Below are 15,559 nucleotides of genomic sequence, written 5' to 3' on the forward strand. Positions count from 1 at the left end.
ATCACGCTTCTAAGGGGTGGAGAGCGACTAAAGACTTGAATTTTGGAGTCTCCATCAAAGCCGGATTCAGTCCAAACCAGCGTCCATGCTCATCCCGATATTCAAAGACAAACATACTTCTGAGCAGCGTCTGATATTCTTTATCGCCTTTCACATTTTGCTGCTGCACCACCCGAAACAATAAGTCCCACTCCTGGTCGTCAATCGCCAGCGCCAAATCATCGCGGTATTCTTTGATCACATTCTCTAAACAGGCACGCGAGAAGGGCGGATCTTCTTGCTGAAGACAGCTGTAAAGCAATCCCAGTAAATTCCGCACATGACCACCACTAACACGGCACAACCGATCCAGCGTTTCCGAAGCATCGAAAACCTTGGTCATTAGCTCCAGGTGCTGCTGTTCGTTCGCTTCTGGGAAGGCTCGTACCATCACCATCTTTCGCAGCAACATCATTCCTGCCTCGCAATCACGACCATCGCGGTTCCGCACCGGCACCATTGGCAACACCTTGGGAGCAACCCCACCCCCCAGACGATTCTTCAAAGCTTCGTAATCGTTGGAGAAAATTAAGGACAGGGGGATCGTGTAAACTACATGGCAACTCAAGCGGCGTAACTGTGCGCCCCGGTCGATAAACAGGTATTCTGGCAGGGTGGCTCCCGAAGGCATGGGTCGAGGATCGACCCGATCCAGGTTATCGATAATCACCACCAAGCCTTTTTGACCGCGTCGCTTCAGTTCTTCGTTCGCCCGTTTCAAGATTTCTTCATTGATCGCTTTTAAAAAGCCTTCGGTGCGGGGTTCTAGGTACTGCCGCAACTGATCCCGCAGCTTGGGGCTATCTTTAGTTTTGGCGGTAATTTTGCCAATCCCGACAGATAATTGGGCTTCAGCGGAAACATCAATCGGAGTTTGCAAGATGTCTTTGATCTCGTTGAAGAGATTGGAAAAGTAACTTGGTTTGAGTCGAATCTGAATTTCTTCCAGGCTTTCACTGACTTGACGCGCGATCGCTAGCAAAATATCACTGATATCGATATTCGCCATGTCTAATTCTTGACTGGACTCGAAATAAACCACATGAAATTGCTGCTGTTCCAACTCGGCTTTCAAGCGAAACAGCTCTGTAGACTTCCCACAGCCGATGTGTCCGGTAAATAACTGGCTAGTGGGATCGTCGGGTGAAATCCGAGAAATGGTTCGCCCCACCGCCTCAATGATTTTGCCACCTCGCACCGATGAGAAATCGATATAGTAGGGACGATCTTCCGCGCTAGAGAAGATTAGTGTCTTAGAGGGGTTACAAGCCTTATAAAATCTCTCCAAATCCAATTTCATGCCGACCTCTTGAGTATCCAGATCAATCCCTGTACTGTTTTTTGTACTGCTAGACAGCTTCCGCTAAATCGACCCAGTCGGACTGGAGGGGCGCACCCCCTTGCACTCAGATACATACTGGTATTGAGGAGATTTGAGAGGTTTGCTTGTCCTGCGTCGTCTGACCATCGGATGACCACCGGCTACTTTGTTGCTACGGCGCGATCGCCCTCAGTTTGAGCCTCAGATGCTCTTCGATTCCAGGTCGTATTGTTCGCGCTCATCGTCGCCGAATCGTGCCGACTCTCAAGCCGCACGATGGAAAAAGCCGAGACTTTAGCGACGAACAGCGATCCCCAATCTCAAATTCTTTTTCTGTAGTCTAAGCAGAGTGCATGATGACGCTGTCACGTTAATATTTAGACGTTAGAATTTCCCGCTACAGTTCCTGATCAGCCGTGCTGAAGAGCGAAAAAGATTCTGTCAGCGCCCTGTCAGATGAAATTGCCGAGCCAACAGATCGTGACTTTGGCTCTCTAGTCAGCGGATTGGCGAGCGTAGCGCCATATCCCCCAACCGCTCCGTTGAAGTGAAATAGGGACATCGCCTAAACTTACGGCGAACCAACAACCAAGCTGTGTTGAGTGCAGTCTATCTCAAGCACCAAAAACTCCCGATTGAGAAGTTAGGATGACAAGCATCGCATCAGTATCACAAACCGAATTGAGCCAACGGCGTCAAAAATTACGTCGCCAGCGACGGATAAAATCTTTTCAAGCGATGTGGCGATCGCTATTCGTCGCCGGTTTAGCAGGCGGTTTAGTTTGGGTGACGACTTTACCCGCCTGGGTGATCCGCAAACCCGATCAAATTGCGATTGAAGGCAATAAAACGCTTTCAATCCAAGCGATTCGGTCGCTGCTGCCCCTATCTTACCCTCAGTATTTGCTGCGGCTCCAGCCGCAAGTCATCGCCGAAAAGTTGGAATTACAACCTGCCATCAAGGAAGCCACCGTCACCCGGCAAATGTTGCCACCAGGACTAACCGTACAAGTCAAGGAACGACAGCCAGTAGCGATCGCCCTCCGCACGCACACGCGCCACACTCCTGCTTCCAGCCAAAACTCCTCAAACAGCAAAACGCACTTCCAGCCTGTATTGGTGGGATTGTTGGACGAACAAGGCGTCTGGATGCCCTTAGAAAGCTACACCGAGCTGGAGCGCACCATCCCCTTGCCAACCTTAAAAATCATTGGCTATCGGGATGAATATCGCCCCTACTGGTCGGCACTTTACCAAGCCGTCAGCCGCAGTCCGGTCAAGGTGTTTGAGATTGATTGGCAAAACCCAGCCAATTTAATTCTGAAAACCGAGCAAGGATGGGTACATTTTGGTGCTTACACTTCTCGGTTTGCCTATCAGCTCACCGTCCTCGATCGAATGCGAGATTTGCCAGCACATTTTTCCACCAGCGAGATTGCCTATATTGACCTCAAAAACCCCGATGCCCCAGCAATTCAAATGAAAAAAGACAACCCTCCCAAAAAAACCAAAACCTTATAAGCTTAGAGGGAACGCTAGTGGCTTCAGGCAGAAGGCGTCTTTTCGACTAAATTCATCCTTCATCCTGCCAAGAAAGCGCCGCGCTAACATCCTTCATCCTGCGAACAGTATCAGCCTTCAGACAGTTGACGCCAGTCACCTTCAAGAACGTCAATGCACTATGACTCTCGTTGGTTTTAAGGGTCAACTTACCCTATAGTTGACTCATATCGCTACCTAAACTAAAAAGTTGTTTATTGACCCTTTCTATTGCAATGACGCTCAATAGTAAACCAGGGCTTGCCCACCAAAACTCAAATGCCTCAGGGAACGCAGGTCGTTCACCCGCAGTGGACGGCGCAAATCCCTTTAATAACGCCGTGTTACATTTAGGCCATAATCACGATGCCAACGGAACACCCAGGGAAGAATCTAGGAGTGACAACATCGTGCTAGGTAGCGTCGCCAAAATTAAAGTGATTGGTGTTGGTGGGGGTGGGGGCAATGCGGTGAACCGCATGATTGCCAGTGATGTCAGTGGCGTAGAGTTTTGGTCAATCAATACCGATGCCCAGTCGCTGTCTCACTCCTCTGCTGCTAAACGCTTGCAAATGGGACAGAAGTTAACGCGAGGTTTAGGTGCTGGGGGCAATCCTGCCATTGGTCAAAAGGCAGCGGAAGAATCGCGCGACGAGATCGCTCATGCCTTAGAAAATACTGACCTCGTATTTATTACCGCCGGGATGGGAGGCGGTACGGGTACGGGTGCAGCACCGATTGTGGCAGAAGTTGCCAAAGAAATGGGAGCCTTGACGGTAGGCGTCGTCACTCGTCCTTTCACCTTTGAGGGACGCCGTCGCACGTCTCAGGCAGATGAAGGCATTGCCGCTTTGCAGGGTCGGGTAGATACGCTGATCGTCATCCCTAACGATAAGCTGCTGGCAGTGATTCCAGAAACCATGCCAGTTCAAGATGCCTTTCGCGTAGCAGATGATATCCTGCGTCAAGGTGTTCAAGGGATATCGGATATCATTACGATTCCCGGACTGGTCAATGTGGACTTTGCCGATGTCCGAGCCGTGATGGCAGATGCGGGATCGGCAATGATGGGAATTGGCGTTGGTTCTGGGAAATCGAGAGCCAGAGAAGCCGCCGTCGCAGCTATTTCCTCACCTTTGCTAGAGTCTTCGATTGAAGGAGCAAGAGGTGTCGTCTTTAACATTACCGGCGGTAGCGACCTGACGCTGCACGAAGTGAATGCCGCAGCCGAAACCATCTATGAAGTGGTCGATCCGAATGCGAATATCATTTTTGGGGCAGTGATTGATGACCGAATGCAAGGTGAGGTGAGAATTACCGTCATTGCGACTGGATTTAGCGGGGAAACTCAGTCTACACCGGCGGCGAGGGAGGCACGCACCTCCAGACAGACACAGCGACCCATTGCACCGTCACCCGTTCCTCCTTCTACCCCCACGTTTGAGCCTAGACCTCAACAAGGTGGAGGATTGGATATTCCGGAATTTCTCCAAAGACGGCGTCCGCAACGCTAGAAGAATTAAAAATGAAAAATGGAACACTTCTTTTTTAATTTTTAATTGATACCTGGGTAATCCAGCCTTGGTTAGCAGGGTGCAAAATTCTTCTAAACTTCCCACGAAACGGATCGGCTGAGGACTGAGGACTGAGGACTGAGGACTGAGGAGTGAGGACTGAGGACTGAGGAGTGAGGACTGAGGAGTGAGGAGTGAGGAGTGAGGACTGAGGACTGAGGACTGAGGAGTGAGGAGTGAGGACTGAGGAGTGAGGACTGAGGAGTGAGGAGTGAGGAGTGAGGACTGAGGACTGAGGACTGAGGAGTGAGGAGTGAGGACTGAGGACTGAGGAGTGAGGACTGAGGAGTGAGGACTGAGGAGTGAGGACTGAGGACTGAGGAGTGAGGACTGAGGAGTGAGGACTGAGGACTGAGGAGTGAGGACTGAGGAGTGAGGACTGAGGACTGAGGACTACTCAAGATTTTTACCAGAGCTAGTGCTTCTTGTGACCTCATGATTACCTATCCCAGGAGTGGGAAGACTTGACTGATAACGGGAGCGATCGCTACATCCACGCTCTCTCTTGGCACTGATTTCTCCTCCTAAACTGGAAATTAGTGCAGCTCATCGTATACTGCCCCCCTATTAGGTCTTTGGGCACATAACCCTAATCTACCCGCTCCTGAAGAGCCGCACTACAATAATTTGCCAACGAATCGGCTTATTGGGAATCGAGCATTACCATATATGCAGCGATTTGTAAAATCTAATTATTCAAGTCAATTCAGGTTAGTTTCATCAAAATTTAGAGTAATAGGTAATTGTTAGTAGTCCTTAGTTTGTTGGTATTAACTAATTCCCCATTCCCCATACCCCATACCCCATTACTATGACCATTACAGACTCATCAAGCGTACCTGTTGCTCTAACGATTGCCGGTTCCGATAGCGGCGGCGGTGCTGGCATTCAAGCTGATTTACGGACATTCGCCTTTCACTGCGTTCACGGCACCAGTGCCATTACTTGCGTGACGGCGCAGAATACGCTGGGAGTCACGCGGGTGGATGCTTTACCGACAGCAGCAATTGTCGCCCAGATTGAGGCTGTGGTGACGGATATTGGCGTCCAAGCAGCTAAAACGGGGATGTTGCTCAATGGGGAGATTATTGCGGCTGTAGCGCAAGCTGTGGAAGCTTTCAAACTAGAGAATTTAGTGGTCGATCCCGTCATGGTATCGCGCACGGGTGCCCTGCTGATTGACAATGACGCCGTGGCAACGTTGCGGGATGTCTTAATCCCCAAAGCAGCGATTGTGACGCCCAACCGCTACGAAGCTCAATTATTGAGTGGGTTGCCGATTCATACATTGGATGATATGCGGGCTGCTGCCCAGCGGATTTATCATTTGGGAGGTGGTGCGGCTGTATTAGTGAAAGGCGGCGGCATGGAGGGGAATCTACGCGGCATTGATATCTGGTTTGATGGGCAGCATCTGGAAACCTTGAAAACCGCTACCGTAGATACGACGAACACTCACGGCACGGGGTGTACGCTCAGTAGCGCGATCGCTGCTAATCTAGCCCTAGGCAAAGATCGGTGGTCTGCGGTTCAAAAAGCCAAAGATTACGTCACCACTGCTCTAAAATACGCTTTAGCCATTGGTAAGGGTCAGGGGCCAGTGGGACATTTTTTTCCCCTCCTACAATCGGAGAATTAAAACAATCGGAGAATTAAAAGGTTGTAGCATTGACACCGTAAAAATCGATTGAGGCACATTCCTAGTTGATTAAATAGCAAATTTGTTAAAAAATGGCTGTCAGAGTCGCCTCACTTTCCATTATTGTTGCCTTACAGAACTTAAACTAAATCCATGATGTCCAATCCCTCGACCCGTTCGCCGATGCAAAATGCTTATATTTCCGAGCAGACTGCCCAAAGCCCAATGAATACCTACCGTCCCTCGGTGCCAATTTCGGTTTACAAAGAACTCTCAGCAGAGTTACAAGCAGCACAAGCGATGCTGGACTCTCTGAATTCCCAAAATCAGCAGTTAGCTAAAGAAAATCAACAGCTGCGACAAGAAATCGAAAAAGTTGTTCAGTCAGCTTTGCACGCGCAACAGGTGGTTACTTCGTTTCCCTCCGGGGGTCGAGTTGAAGTTCCCCCTCCCTCCATTGAACCGGAAATTCGGACTGCACCAAGCGCTTCAACACCTAAGCGGCGTCCTCCACAGCCTCCTCGTTCTCCTCGTCCGGCGGCTACTGCTCCGCCAGTGGAAGTTTTACCTCATCCCAAAGCTGAACCAGCACCACTAAGCGATTTTTCAGAAAGCTTGGTAATCGAACAGGAACAAGGTCGGTATCGTCGCCCAACTCAGCCAGAACGTTCCGCAGATGTGAGTGGCTGGTGGTTAATCATCGTCATCTTTTTGATTGTGGCGACAGCGTTTGGCACCGGCTTTTTGATTGTGCGTCCGCTTTTGAATAATAGTCGTTGAGATTGCCGATTGACGGAAGGATTGACTCTGTTGGGAGTCGGAGAACCGGGTGCATTTGCCTGGAACGACGGCTTTGATACAAATCGGGGAAATATTTCCAAACCCGTGCATCTTCACTGCCTAGTCACGTCTGTCACGTTGATGAGTCAGCGATATCTACTAGAAACCCGTTAGTTAGGGTTGGCACAATTGATGCTTCTGGTGGGAGTAAAGAGCAATCTGTATCATATAATACAAAAATCTTTGTTTGAGCAGTGATAAAACATAGCCGCCGCTTTACGAGTACCTTTGGTTGTACAAATTGATTGTACAGATAAAATCCAGAACCAACTGAGGAGTTAGAAGCTTGAAAAAAGTTGAAGCGATTATCCGGCCTTTTAAACTCGACGAAGTTAAAATTGCGCTAGTCAATGCGGGAATTGTGGGAATGACCGTTTCTGAAGTCCGAGGATTTGGGCGGCAGAAAGGTCAAACTGAACGTTATCGCGGTTCCGAGTACACGGTTGAGTTTTTGCAAAAACTAAAAGTAGAGATCGTTGTTGAAGATAGCCAGGTTGATATGGTGATTGAGAAAATCATTGCCGCTGCCCGAACGGGTGAAATTGGTGATGGTAAGATTTTTGTCAGCCCGGTAGAGCAGGTGATCCGAATTCGGACGGGGGAAAAGAATCTGGAAGCCGTCTAAATCAGGACTGAGGACTGAGGACTGAGGACTGAGGACTGAGGACTGAGGGCTGAGGACTGAGGACTGAGGGCTGAGGGCTGAGGACTGAGGGCTGAGGACTGAGGACTGAGGACTGAGGACTGAGGACTGAGGACTGAGGACTGTAGGCGCTTCGCCTTCCCGAAGGGTGGACTGAGGACTGTAGGCGCTTCGCCTTCCCGGAGGGTGGACTGAGGACTGTAGGCGCTTCGCATTCCCGGAGGGTGGACTGAGGACTGAGGAGTTCGGGGTTAGAGGTCAGGAGTAATTAAAAATTCAGAAATCAGAATTTTTGGCGATCGCCAAAAACTGATTTCTGGTAACTTGATTTCTAACTTCTGTACTCAATCCTCAGTCTTTAATGTCTGTAGCTGGGGTAAGAGAATTTTGAAGGCTTGACCTCGATGGCTCCACTGGCGCTTCAACTCAGGAGTCATTTCCGCAAAAGTCATTTGCTCTTTGGATACGTAAAAAATCGGATCGTAGCCGAATCCACCTGTACCGCGAGGGGAGTGGAGAATTTCGCCGCGACAAACTCCTTCGGCTTGCACAGCTAGAGCGCCATCCGGACGAGCGATCGCAATTGCACAAACAAATTGCGCTTCCCGATTCAGTTCGTTGCCTAGTTCATTCAACAGGCGTTCAATTCGATCGGTGTCGGTTTTGCCATAACGAGCGGAATAGATACCGGGTGCGCCCTCTAAGGCGTCTACTTCCAACCCAGAATCATCTGCGATCGCCCACTCTCCAGTCGCCTGTGCCACCTGGGATGCCTTCAGACAAGCGTTAGCCATGAAGGTGTCACCCGACTCCTCAATCTCCAGTTCCTCTGGCTTCAGGGTCAATTCCCAGCCCAATCCGCTTAAATACGTCTGCATCTCTCGCAGCTTGCCTGGATTTCCCGTAGCGACTACTAACACAGTCATGGCGATCGCTCCTTTGCTGGAATAAATACACACCTACACGATCGTAGAAACCTGTTTTTGCAGAAGTTAACAAGTTGGCTGGCGATCGCCATCTGAAACTTGTAAAAAATCACCCATTCAGGTGAACCAAACAGCGGAACTAACTCGCACGATAGCAGCGTCAAGCTTCTTATCTGCTATACGCATTGGACGAGCATTGGAGTGCTGCTTGTCTCAACAGACACGCTCTCCACCTACAAAAACAAATCTATTGAGGTTTCTATGAGACAGATTTTCAAAAATCACTCCAAACCAGTAAATCCCGGTGAAACAGTTCACCAATCCGAGCGGATTTTTGCCGCTCTAGTTCTAACTGGCATCTTGTCTTTGGGCGCAGGTCTGACACTGCTGCAAACCGCATTTGCTGCCCCAGTCAGACTTTCTGAGTCTACCACCGAACTGGTTAAGGTTAAAGACCAGAAAGTTGGGCAAAATCTTGACCGTAAGCAAGCTAATCGCTTACCGCCTCGGATTGCTAACGCCGTTCGTCAAGATTTGTCGCGTCAAACTGGTATCGCTCCGGGAAAGCTCAAGATTACTGACTTTAACCAGAAAACTTGGAACGATGGCTGTTTGGGACTTCCGAAATCTGGTGAATTTTGTACTCAAGCATTAGTTCCCGGTTGGCGCGTTGTCATGTCTAGTGGTAACAAAACTTGGGTTTATCGCATCAATTCTACAGGGCAAGTTTTACGCCTCCAAAAGTCGGATACTCCTGTCAGTAACATCCCAGAAAACTTCCCCAAATCCATTGCTAATGCTGTTATCGCTGATGCCTCCACGCAGTTGGGTTTGCCGGTTAACCAGATTCGCCTCGTGCAGGCGGAACAGAAAACTTGGCCTGATGCTTGTTTAGGGATTTACGCGCCTGATATTTTGTGTGCGCCAGCGACGGTAGAAGGCTGGCGGGTGACGGTACAAGGAAATGGACAACGCTTGGTTTATCGCACGAATGCAGCCGGTTCTGTAGTGAAGCTGGATCAACTAGCGAGTTTGCCGAATTCCGTTCGGGATGCAGTCTTGCTGGAGGCTTCCCGACAGTTCAAAGTGCCAGCGAACCAACTCAGCATCATTCAGGCTAAACAGCAAAATTGGGATAGCTGTCTCGGTTTAGGCGGTATTAACGAGAGTTGTGCTACTCTTGCAATCCCTGGTTGGCAGGTGACGGTACAAAACCAGCTACAACTGTTGGTTTATCACACGAACGACAATGGTTCTCTCGTTAAGTTCAATCAAGACGCTAGCAAGATAAGCGATGCGGGTACCCTCCAGCCGACGCCAATTCCTGCTAGCGAACTACCACCATCCTTAGATAAAAATGTGGTGTTTCGAGCGATCGCCAGTGGCGGTTTTGCTGGTAGAACCTACGAAACTGTTTTACTGAATGACGGACGCTTGATGCGCGTTCGTATCGGCGATGCCAATGACTCCGAGCGTAGCGTTCTCCGCATTTCTGGGCAACAGGTACGACAGTTTCAGCAATTGCTAGAACGGCAGCAATTTGCCCAATTCAAGAACCTGAGTTACCCAGCACCCAGCGGTGCTGCCGATTACATCACCTACACGCTTACCAGTCGAGAAGGTACGGTTCGCTACACCGATATTAATCGAGGTAGTTTGCCTGCACCTTTAGAGAAAGCGATCCAAGGTTGGAATCGGCTTGCCAGCAGCGCCCAAAGATAAAATTAGGCAGCATCTGGATACTCTCATTCTTGGCGAATAGTGAAAGCAGCCCCACACTAGGGCTGCTTTCACTATTTGCTAAATAATTGTAAGTCAGGATCTACGCAAAGTTATGCAGGACTTACGCAAAGCTTATACATATAGCGTTTTGTAGGGGCAATCCCTTGTGGTTGCCCCAGATGTCGCGCAAGTTGCGTAAGTCCTGGTTATGGAAAAACGAACCGCGAAGGACGCTTCAAGAGAGGAAGGAATAAAAGTTTCAGAGAGTTCTTACGTAAGTCATTGTAAGTAAAGCAACTGAATGCAGAGGGATTGCTTTTTGGCGATCGCTAAAAAGCTCCAGCTACTCCAGCTACTGAATTCTTGAGGAAGGTGCTTTGGCGATCGCTTGTACCTCCGGAAACTCCAAAAAATTTGGCTTCTCAAACCCTGCCCTTCTCTGTCCGATTTCCTGAGGAGGAAGCCAAATTACAATCTACGGTTTACCTATCGGGATATGAAGGTATACAATAAGAAGATTCTGCTAAAATCTTGTCCATAGTAAAAGTATTCCTAAAGATAGATGAGCGATCGCATTGGACACTTAAAACACACCTGGGTACAATCTCATCATCCTGCACATCAAGCGTTGAGATTGCAACAACAGCAACAAACAGAGCCGATGTTTTACTATTTTGCTTACGGTTCTTGTATGTGCCCGGTCGATTTAAAGCGTACATTCGGCGAGAACACCCATACTTACGTGATTGGTGCTGCCACACTCAAAGGATATCGACTAGGATTTTATCGCCGCTCAGCGCTTCGCAACTGTGGTGTTTTAGATATGGTGAAAGACCCATCAGCCTCAGTCGAAGGAGTTCTGTATAGATTACCGTGGAGATTGAGCGATCGCTTAGATGAACGCGAAGAAGTCCCTCAAGGCGGTTATCGCCAGGAAATGGTCAATGTTTCCTGCCAAGATCGCATATATACCAGCGTTCGTACCTACGTTGTCGTTAACAAATTAGCAGAAGAACTCGCCCCCAACGACTGGTACTTCAACGTTGTCCTGCGCGGTGCCTTAACCTGCGGGCTTCCAGAACAGTATTGCTGGCAACTGTTTAACCATATGTATCAGTTGCAACAGCGCCACTGGCTCTCGTCAGTCTCTGCGGTCGGCTTAGCGAACGGTAATTGAGCATCCGTCATTGGTGATTCGTTTTTGGTCAGAAATTCTGAGCAAAGACCTAAAGACTCATGACAACTAGCAATTCCCCAATACTTATTATTTATTAAAATACTTGTAGGGTGGTTAATCTTCACCCTCATCCTAGGTATTGTTAGGCTTAAGATGTAAACATACATTTTTTGCAAATTCCTTACTGTATGTTTACAAAAACCAAATCATTGGGCATATTATTATTATTTATGATAATATCTAGCATTTATCTTTATTTTAAAAATAATCCAACAATTACTCAAATTCAAGTAATAAAATTAATAACAGCCAGAAAAACTGTTAATAATTTATGCGATTGCCAAAGCCAAGAATGTCAGTTCAGCATAGAATTTATCAGAACGGATCATCAAGGTAATACCAAGGCTGAAGGCGCAAATTATGTTATTCTTTTTGATCCCAAATCTCCAAAACTAGATTTTAAGGTTAGTCTTGCTTTAGCCCATGAAATTTATGCTAAAGATGCTAAAGGGAGATTACGCAAAGAATATATCCCAAAACAGTTTCATGAAATTATAGCGGATGATAATGCCAAACTAAATGGCAAAAGACCGATTGCAGCCATTAATGGGGATTATATAGATCCTGAGAATAAACCCCAAGGCTTGAACATTTCGAGGGGTGTAGAATATTCTGGTTTATTTAAAGATAAGCGGTCTTCCTTTGGAATTTCAGGAGGTACACAAGAGCGAAAGGCTACGATTCAGATTGGGAAAAGAAACGAGCAAATTTTAAATTACAATTTAGTAGGAGGAAATGGAAGATTTTATCAAAATGGAATATTCAAAGATATTTGTAATGACTTGGGAGAATATGCCTGTAAGCACGAAACCAGTCGCTCGATGGCAGCGATTACTTCCAAAGGCTATGTAATATTACTGGTTAACAACGTCGATGATGGGCCATTGTATCCAGATAAGTTTGATGATCTCCTGAAAGGAATTTCTAAAAATCACTGTTTAGGTAATATTCAGGAAGCGATGTTATTTGATGGCGGGTTTTCAACAGCTTTTTACTATAACAACAAAATCTATGTGGAAAATTCTAATCCAATTGGATCGGTATTTTTGATTTACAAAACGGAATGACAATTTATAGAGTAGAACTGGTTGGTCGAAGTAGCTGAGAATCCATATATCTTGGATGGGGTGGAAGCTGCATTACCTAATTGCTCGCCGCACTGAGGCACTAATGAGGTCTACGATAAAAGTGAGGGCAAGAAAGGCTATCAAAGTTGTGAGGAGACCTTTGTAGTCAAAGCTACTCAGTTGTTCCGTGAGCAAGCGACCTAATCCACCCGCACCCACTAACCCTACAATTACCGTAGCGCGGATGCAGACTTCCCAGCGGTAGAGGATATATGCAATAAAGCGGGGCAAAGTGCGGGGTAAGACGCCGTAGAGGAAGACTTGGGAACCAGTAGCGCCCAAAGCTTTGAGCGACGCTCTTGGACGTTCATCTAGATTTTCCGTCACTTCCGCCATCAGACGCCCTAGTATACCTAAATTGTGTAAACCGAGGGCGATCGCTCCAGGTAATATTCCCGGAAACAATACAAACAGAAAGATTAACGCCCAAATGGGTTCGGGGACGGCACGGGCAACGAGTAGTAGGAAGCGGGTAAAAATCAGTACAGCAGTTCCTCGGAGATCCCCCCTTAAAAAGGGGAGTGTGAGATTTTCTCCCGTCCCCCTTTTTAAGGGGAGTGTGAGATTTTCTCTTGCCCCCCTTTTTAAGGGGGGTTGGGGGGATCTTCTACCAGTATCCAGAATCCCTCCTGGCAACAGGAAATTATTTGCTGCTGGGAAAGATAATAAAATGCCTCCTAATCCAGCCCCAGCCATTGCCAGGATGGACATAGCCAGAGTTTGAGCTGAAAGGGTAAATAGTTGACTCAGCTGACTCCCATCCGGTGGGAAGACATCTTGAAACACTCCTGCCAATAGCTGTGCAGTTCGCGGTGCCCAAAGTTTTGAGAAATCAGCCTGGATGTACCAGAAGGAGAAGATGACTAAAACAATGCCGCCGAGAAATGACACCTGTACTACTGGATCTTGTTGATAAAACCGCTGTTTGCGCCCTTGGAGATTCAGGACGTTCAAATCCAGGCGACTTGGCGCACCCAAACGGTGGCGTAGCAAAGCACTCCAAAAATCCGTAGCACCATTTAATCCAATCAGGGCAATCAAAAACGTCCACATCTGCTCATAGCGCAAAGATTGGAGGCTGAGGAGAATTTGATACCCCAGTCCACCTGCACCAATAATCCCCAGTACGGCGGCGGAACGAATCGAACACTCAAACCGATAGAAAGCGTAGGACAGCAGATTTAGAAAGGCTTGGGGAATCAAGCTATAGGCAAAAGCATTCAGAGGTGAAACGCCGCTATTCAGGAGTGCCATTAGTGGCTGATGGGGGGTTTCGTCTAGAATCTCCGAGAAGACTTTGGCAGTAATCGCACCAAAAGGAATTGCGATCGCTAGCACTGCTACTAGCGGATCGAGTCCAAAAATATTGACGAAAAATAATCCCCAAATTAACTCGTGAATTGCTCTCGGAATTGCCAAAACTCCTCGTACCATCACCCAAGGAGACTGAGTTTTGAGTTGTAGAAACCCGATCGATCGCGTCTGAGTTTTGAGTTTTGAATTTGAAACAGATTCCCACCATATCTCAGAACAAAAAACACCCCCCACCAAACCAATCAGCACGCTGAAGAAAGTGCCACACACGGCGTAAGCAAGGGTTTTTAGAGTAGAGTCTAGAGTTAGATGCAGAAATTCCGGGCTGAGATCGGGTGAGAATGCAGCAACGATAAAGCGCCAAACGAGGTTCCAGCCGCCTTCGTTGATTAAATCCCGCTGGAATACGCCTGCTAAGTGCAACGACCAAATGAGGGACGCGACAAACACCAATCCCCACACAGTACGCCAGTTAAGCGGTGAGGGGCGCTGAGGGAGGTTTGTTGGTTGGCGATCGCTAGTGTTTCTCACGCTTTCCTTGCCAAAACTCCTCTTTTAACAACAAGCGATCGCGATCTAGTGCGAACCTTTGCGCTACCGCGTGTGTTAAAGAAATACAAAACTTCAGCAACCGGAAGCAATATCAATTCTCCATCCTGTACAACTCCTCAATCATCGCGTCTGACAGTGCTTCAGCGGGGGTATCAAACAAAATGCGTCCCTGTCGCAAACCGATGATGCGCTGATAATGACTGCGAGCAAATTCAATTGCGTGGACACTGGTGACTAAAGTTTTGCCCGTTTCCTGGCTCAACTGGCGCAATAAATCCATAATCTCGCGGCTGCGTTCGGGGTCGAGGCTGGAGATGGGTTCGTCAGCAAGAATAGCGGTAGGATTTTGCACGAGGACGCGAGCGATCGCTACCCGTTGCTGTTGACCACCAGAAAGACTATCGGTGCGTTCGTAAAGTTTTTCTGCAATCCCCACCTGTGCCAAAGCTTTATGAGCAGTTTCAACTTCCAAAGGATAAATCAGCGAAACTGCTGCTTTGAAAAACGACCAGCGCCCCAGATGTCCAGCATTGATATTGTGAATCACCTGCAAATTATCAACCAAGTGAAATTGTTGATAAATTGTACCTATCTGGCGCTGGACTTGGCGCAGCAACTTGGGACGAAGATCGGCAAGGTTGCGACCCAGTACCCAGACTTCTCCTTGACTCGGTAGCAGCGTCCCGTTGAGTAAATTAATCAGCGTACTTTTCCCCGCACCGCTAGAACCAACCAGCGCCACGCGATCGCCTGCCCGAATCTGCAAATTGACATCAGCAAGAGACTGAAACTTACCAAATTGTTTCGTAACGTTTTTGAGTTCAAAAATCGGTAAGTTTTGACTCATACCAGCGGTAATGGATAATCGCTAATGGGAGCCTTAGGAATTATTAATCATCCCTTATAATTAATTCTAATTTATTAGAATTAGCACTTTCCCTTTACCAACCTTTTGATTTCGCGACGAGGACATTGTCCTCGTCGCGTCTGCCACAACGCTTTGTGGTTAGACAAATACAATTACTATATTATGACGTTACAGTGCAAAACACAAGTATTTTAGCCCGATAAAATCATAATATTTTC

The 15,559-nt window shown here is 47.8% G+C and carries 15 protein-coding genes; 9 read left to right on the forward strand and 6 right to left on the reverse strand.

Annotated elements, in window-relative coordinates:
* Window position 1 precedes the first annotated feature (1 nt).
* Window positions 2-1,339, reverse strand: coding sequence for a P-loop NTPase fold protein (locus tag ACFW2W_RS10120; protein WP_378176847.1), 1,338 nt, complete (start codon window positions 1,337-1,339; stop codon window positions 2-4).
* Window positions 1,340-2,008: 669 nt separating this feature from the next.
* Between ACFW2W_RS10120 and ACFW2W_RS10125 the strand changes: the two genes are divergently transcribed.
* Window positions 2,009-2,881 carry a cell division protein FtsQ/DivIB gene (locus ACFW2W_RS10125; RefSeq protein ID WP_378176849.1) on the forward strand — a complete coding sequence of 291 codons (873 nt, stop codon included), beginning with the start codon at window positions 2,009-2,011 and terminating at the stop codon, window positions 2,879-2,881.
* Between the two features lie 254 nt (window positions 2,882-3,135).
* The gene (ftsZ, locus tag ACFW2W_RS10130; RefSeq protein ID WP_378177190.1) at window positions 3,136-4,413 is read left to right on the forward strand and encodes a cell division protein FtsZ; all 1,278 of its coding nucleotides are present in this window, start codon (window positions 3,136-3,138) and stop codon (window positions 4,411-4,413) included.
* Window positions 4,414-4,505: 92 nt separating this feature from the next.
* Here ftsZ and ACFW2W_RS10135 read toward each other — a convergent pair whose 3' ends face one another.
* Entirely contained in the window at window positions 4,506-4,910 is a 405-nt protein-coding gene (locus ACFW2W_RS10135) for a hypothetical protein (protein WP_378176851.1), read from the reverse strand.
* 374 nt (window positions 4,911-5,284) lie between these two features.
* Between ACFW2W_RS10135 and thiD the strand changes: the two genes are divergently transcribed.
* The 4 genes from thiD to ACFW2W_RS10155 all read left to right on the forward strand — a co-directional run bounded on the left by thiD (window position 5,285) and on the right by ACFW2W_RS10155 (window position 7,577).
* On the forward strand, window positions 5,285-6,112 hold the full coding sequence (gene thiD / locus ACFW2W_RS10140) for a bifunctional hydroxymethylpyrimidine kinase/phosphomethylpyrimidine kinase (RefSeq protein ID WP_378176853.1): 828 nt from the start codon (window positions 5,285-5,287) through the stop codon (window positions 6,110-6,112).
* Window positions 6,113-6,265: 153 nt separating this feature from the next.
* Complete coding sequence (locus ACFW2W_RS10145; RefSeq protein WP_378176855.1) at window positions 6,266-6,892, forward strand: hypothetical protein; 627 nt, start codon at window positions 6,266-6,268, stop codon at window positions 6,890-6,892.
* 9 nt (window positions 6,893-6,901) lie between these two features.
* Entirely contained in the window at window positions 6,902-7,066 is a 165-nt protein-coding gene (locus ACFW2W_RS10150) for a hypothetical protein (RefSeq protein WP_378176857.1), read from the forward strand.
* Between the two features lie 172 nt (window positions 7,067-7,238).
* Window positions 7,239-7,577, forward strand: a complete 339-nt coding sequence (locus ACFW2W_RS10155) for a P-II family nitrogen regulator (RefSeq protein WP_190412314.1) — start codon at window positions 7,239-7,241, stop codon at window positions 7,575-7,577.
* Here the strand turns inward: ACFW2W_RS10155 and ACFW2W_RS10160 are convergent.
* A complete protein-coding gene (locus tag ACFW2W_RS10160) occupies window positions 7,574-7,810 on the reverse strand; it encodes a hypothetical protein (protein WP_378176860.1) in 237 nt (78 codons plus the stop codon). The genes ACFW2W_RS10155 and ACFW2W_RS10160 overlap by 4 nt on opposite strands.
* 129 nt (window positions 7,811-7,939) lie before the next feature.
* Entirely contained in the window at window positions 7,940-8,521 is a 582-nt protein-coding gene (gene rdgB, locus ACFW2W_RS10165; protein WP_378176862.1) for an RdgB/HAM1 family non-canonical purine NTP pyrophosphatase, read from the reverse strand.
* Window positions 8,522-8,782: 261 nt separating this feature from the next.
* On the opposite strand from rdgB, the gene ACFW2W_RS10170 reads away from it, so the two are divergent.
* The 3 genes from ACFW2W_RS10170 (at window position 8,783) to ACFW2W_RS10180 (ending at window position 12,547) form a co-directional block, all read left to right on the forward strand.
* Entirely contained in the window at window positions 8,783-10,243 is a 1,461-nt protein-coding gene (locus ACFW2W_RS10170) for a hypothetical protein (protein ID WP_378176864.1), read from the forward strand.
* Between the two features lie 562 nt (window positions 10,244-10,805).
* Window positions 10,806-11,420 carry a gamma-glutamylcyclotransferase gene (locus ACFW2W_RS10175; protein ID WP_378176866.1) on the forward strand — a complete coding sequence of 205 codons (615 nt, stop codon included), beginning with the start codon at window positions 10,806-10,808 and terminating at the stop codon, window positions 11,418-11,420.
* A 188-nt stretch (window positions 11,421-11,608) separates the two neighbouring features.
* Window positions 11,609-12,547, forward strand: coding sequence for a phosphodiester glycosidase family protein (locus ACFW2W_RS10180; RefSeq protein ID WP_378176868.1), 939 nt, complete (start codon window positions 11,609-11,611; stop codon window positions 12,545-12,547).
* A 72-nt stretch (window positions 12,548-12,619) separates the two neighbouring features.
* Here ACFW2W_RS10180 and ACFW2W_RS10185 read toward each other — a convergent pair whose 3' ends face one another.
* Complete coding sequence (locus ACFW2W_RS10185) at window positions 12,620-14,374, reverse strand: PhnE/PtxC family ABC transporter permease (protein ID WP_378177192.1); 1,755 nt, start codon at window positions 14,372-14,374, stop codon at window positions 12,620-12,622.
* 190 nt (window positions 14,375-14,564) lie between these two features.
* A complete protein-coding gene (locus ACFW2W_RS10190; RefSeq protein ID WP_378176870.1) occupies window positions 14,565-15,320 on the reverse strand; it encodes a phosphonate ABC transporter ATP-binding protein in 756 nt (251 codons plus the stop codon).
* Window positions 15,321-15,559: the final 239 nt, after the last annotated feature.

The sequence above is a fragment of the Coleofasciculus sp. H7-2 genome, from assembly GCF_042747725.1.
Lineage (GTDB): Bacteria > Cyanobacteriota > Cyanobacteriia > Cyanobacteriales > FACHB-T130 > FACHB-T130.

Coding starts and splice junctions, on each gene's coding strand:
- ACFW2W_RS10120 (WP_378176847.1), bottom strand. CDS start 1,339: ATGAAATTGGATTTGGAGAGATTTTATAAGGCTTGTAACCCCTCTAAG.
- ACFW2W_RS10125 (WP_378176849.1), top strand. CDS start 2,009: ATGACAAGCATCGCATCAGTATCACAAACCGAATTGAGCCAACGGCGT.
- ftsZ (WP_378177190.1), top strand. CDS start 3,136: ATGACGCTCAATAGTAAACCAGGGCTTGCCCACCAAAACTCAAATGCC.
- ACFW2W_RS10135 (WP_378176851.1), bottom strand. CDS start 4,910: ATGAGGTCACAAGAAGCACTAGCTCTGGTAAAAATCTTGAGTAGTCCT.
- thiD (WP_378176853.1), top strand. CDS start 5,285: ATGACCATTACAGACTCATCAAGCGTACCTGTTGCTCTAACGATTGCC.
- ACFW2W_RS10145 (WP_378176855.1), top strand. CDS start 6,266: ATGATGTCCAATCCCTCGACCCGTTCGCCGATGCAAAATGCTTATATT.
- ACFW2W_RS10160 (WP_378176860.1), bottom strand. CDS start 7,810: ATGCGAAGCGCCTACAGTCCTCAGTCCACCCTCCGGGAAGGCGAAGCG.
- rdgB (WP_378176862.1), bottom strand. CDS start 8,521: ATGACTGTGTTAGTAGTCGCTACGGGAAATCCAGGCAAGCTGCGAGAG.
- ACFW2W_RS10170 (WP_378176864.1), top strand. CDS start 8,783: ATGAGACAGATTTTCAAAAATCACTCCAAACCAGTAAATCCCGGTGAA.
- ACFW2W_RS10175 (WP_378176866.1), top strand. CDS start 10,806: ATGAGCGATCGCATTGGACACTTAAAACACACCTGGGTACAATCTCAT.
- ACFW2W_RS10180 (WP_378176868.1), top strand. CDS start 11,609: ATGTTTACAAAAACCAAATCATTGGGCATATTATTATTATTTATGATA.
- ACFW2W_RS10190 (WP_378176870.1), bottom strand. CDS start 15,320: ATGAGTCAAAACTTACCGATTTTTGAACTCAAAAACGTTACGAAACAA.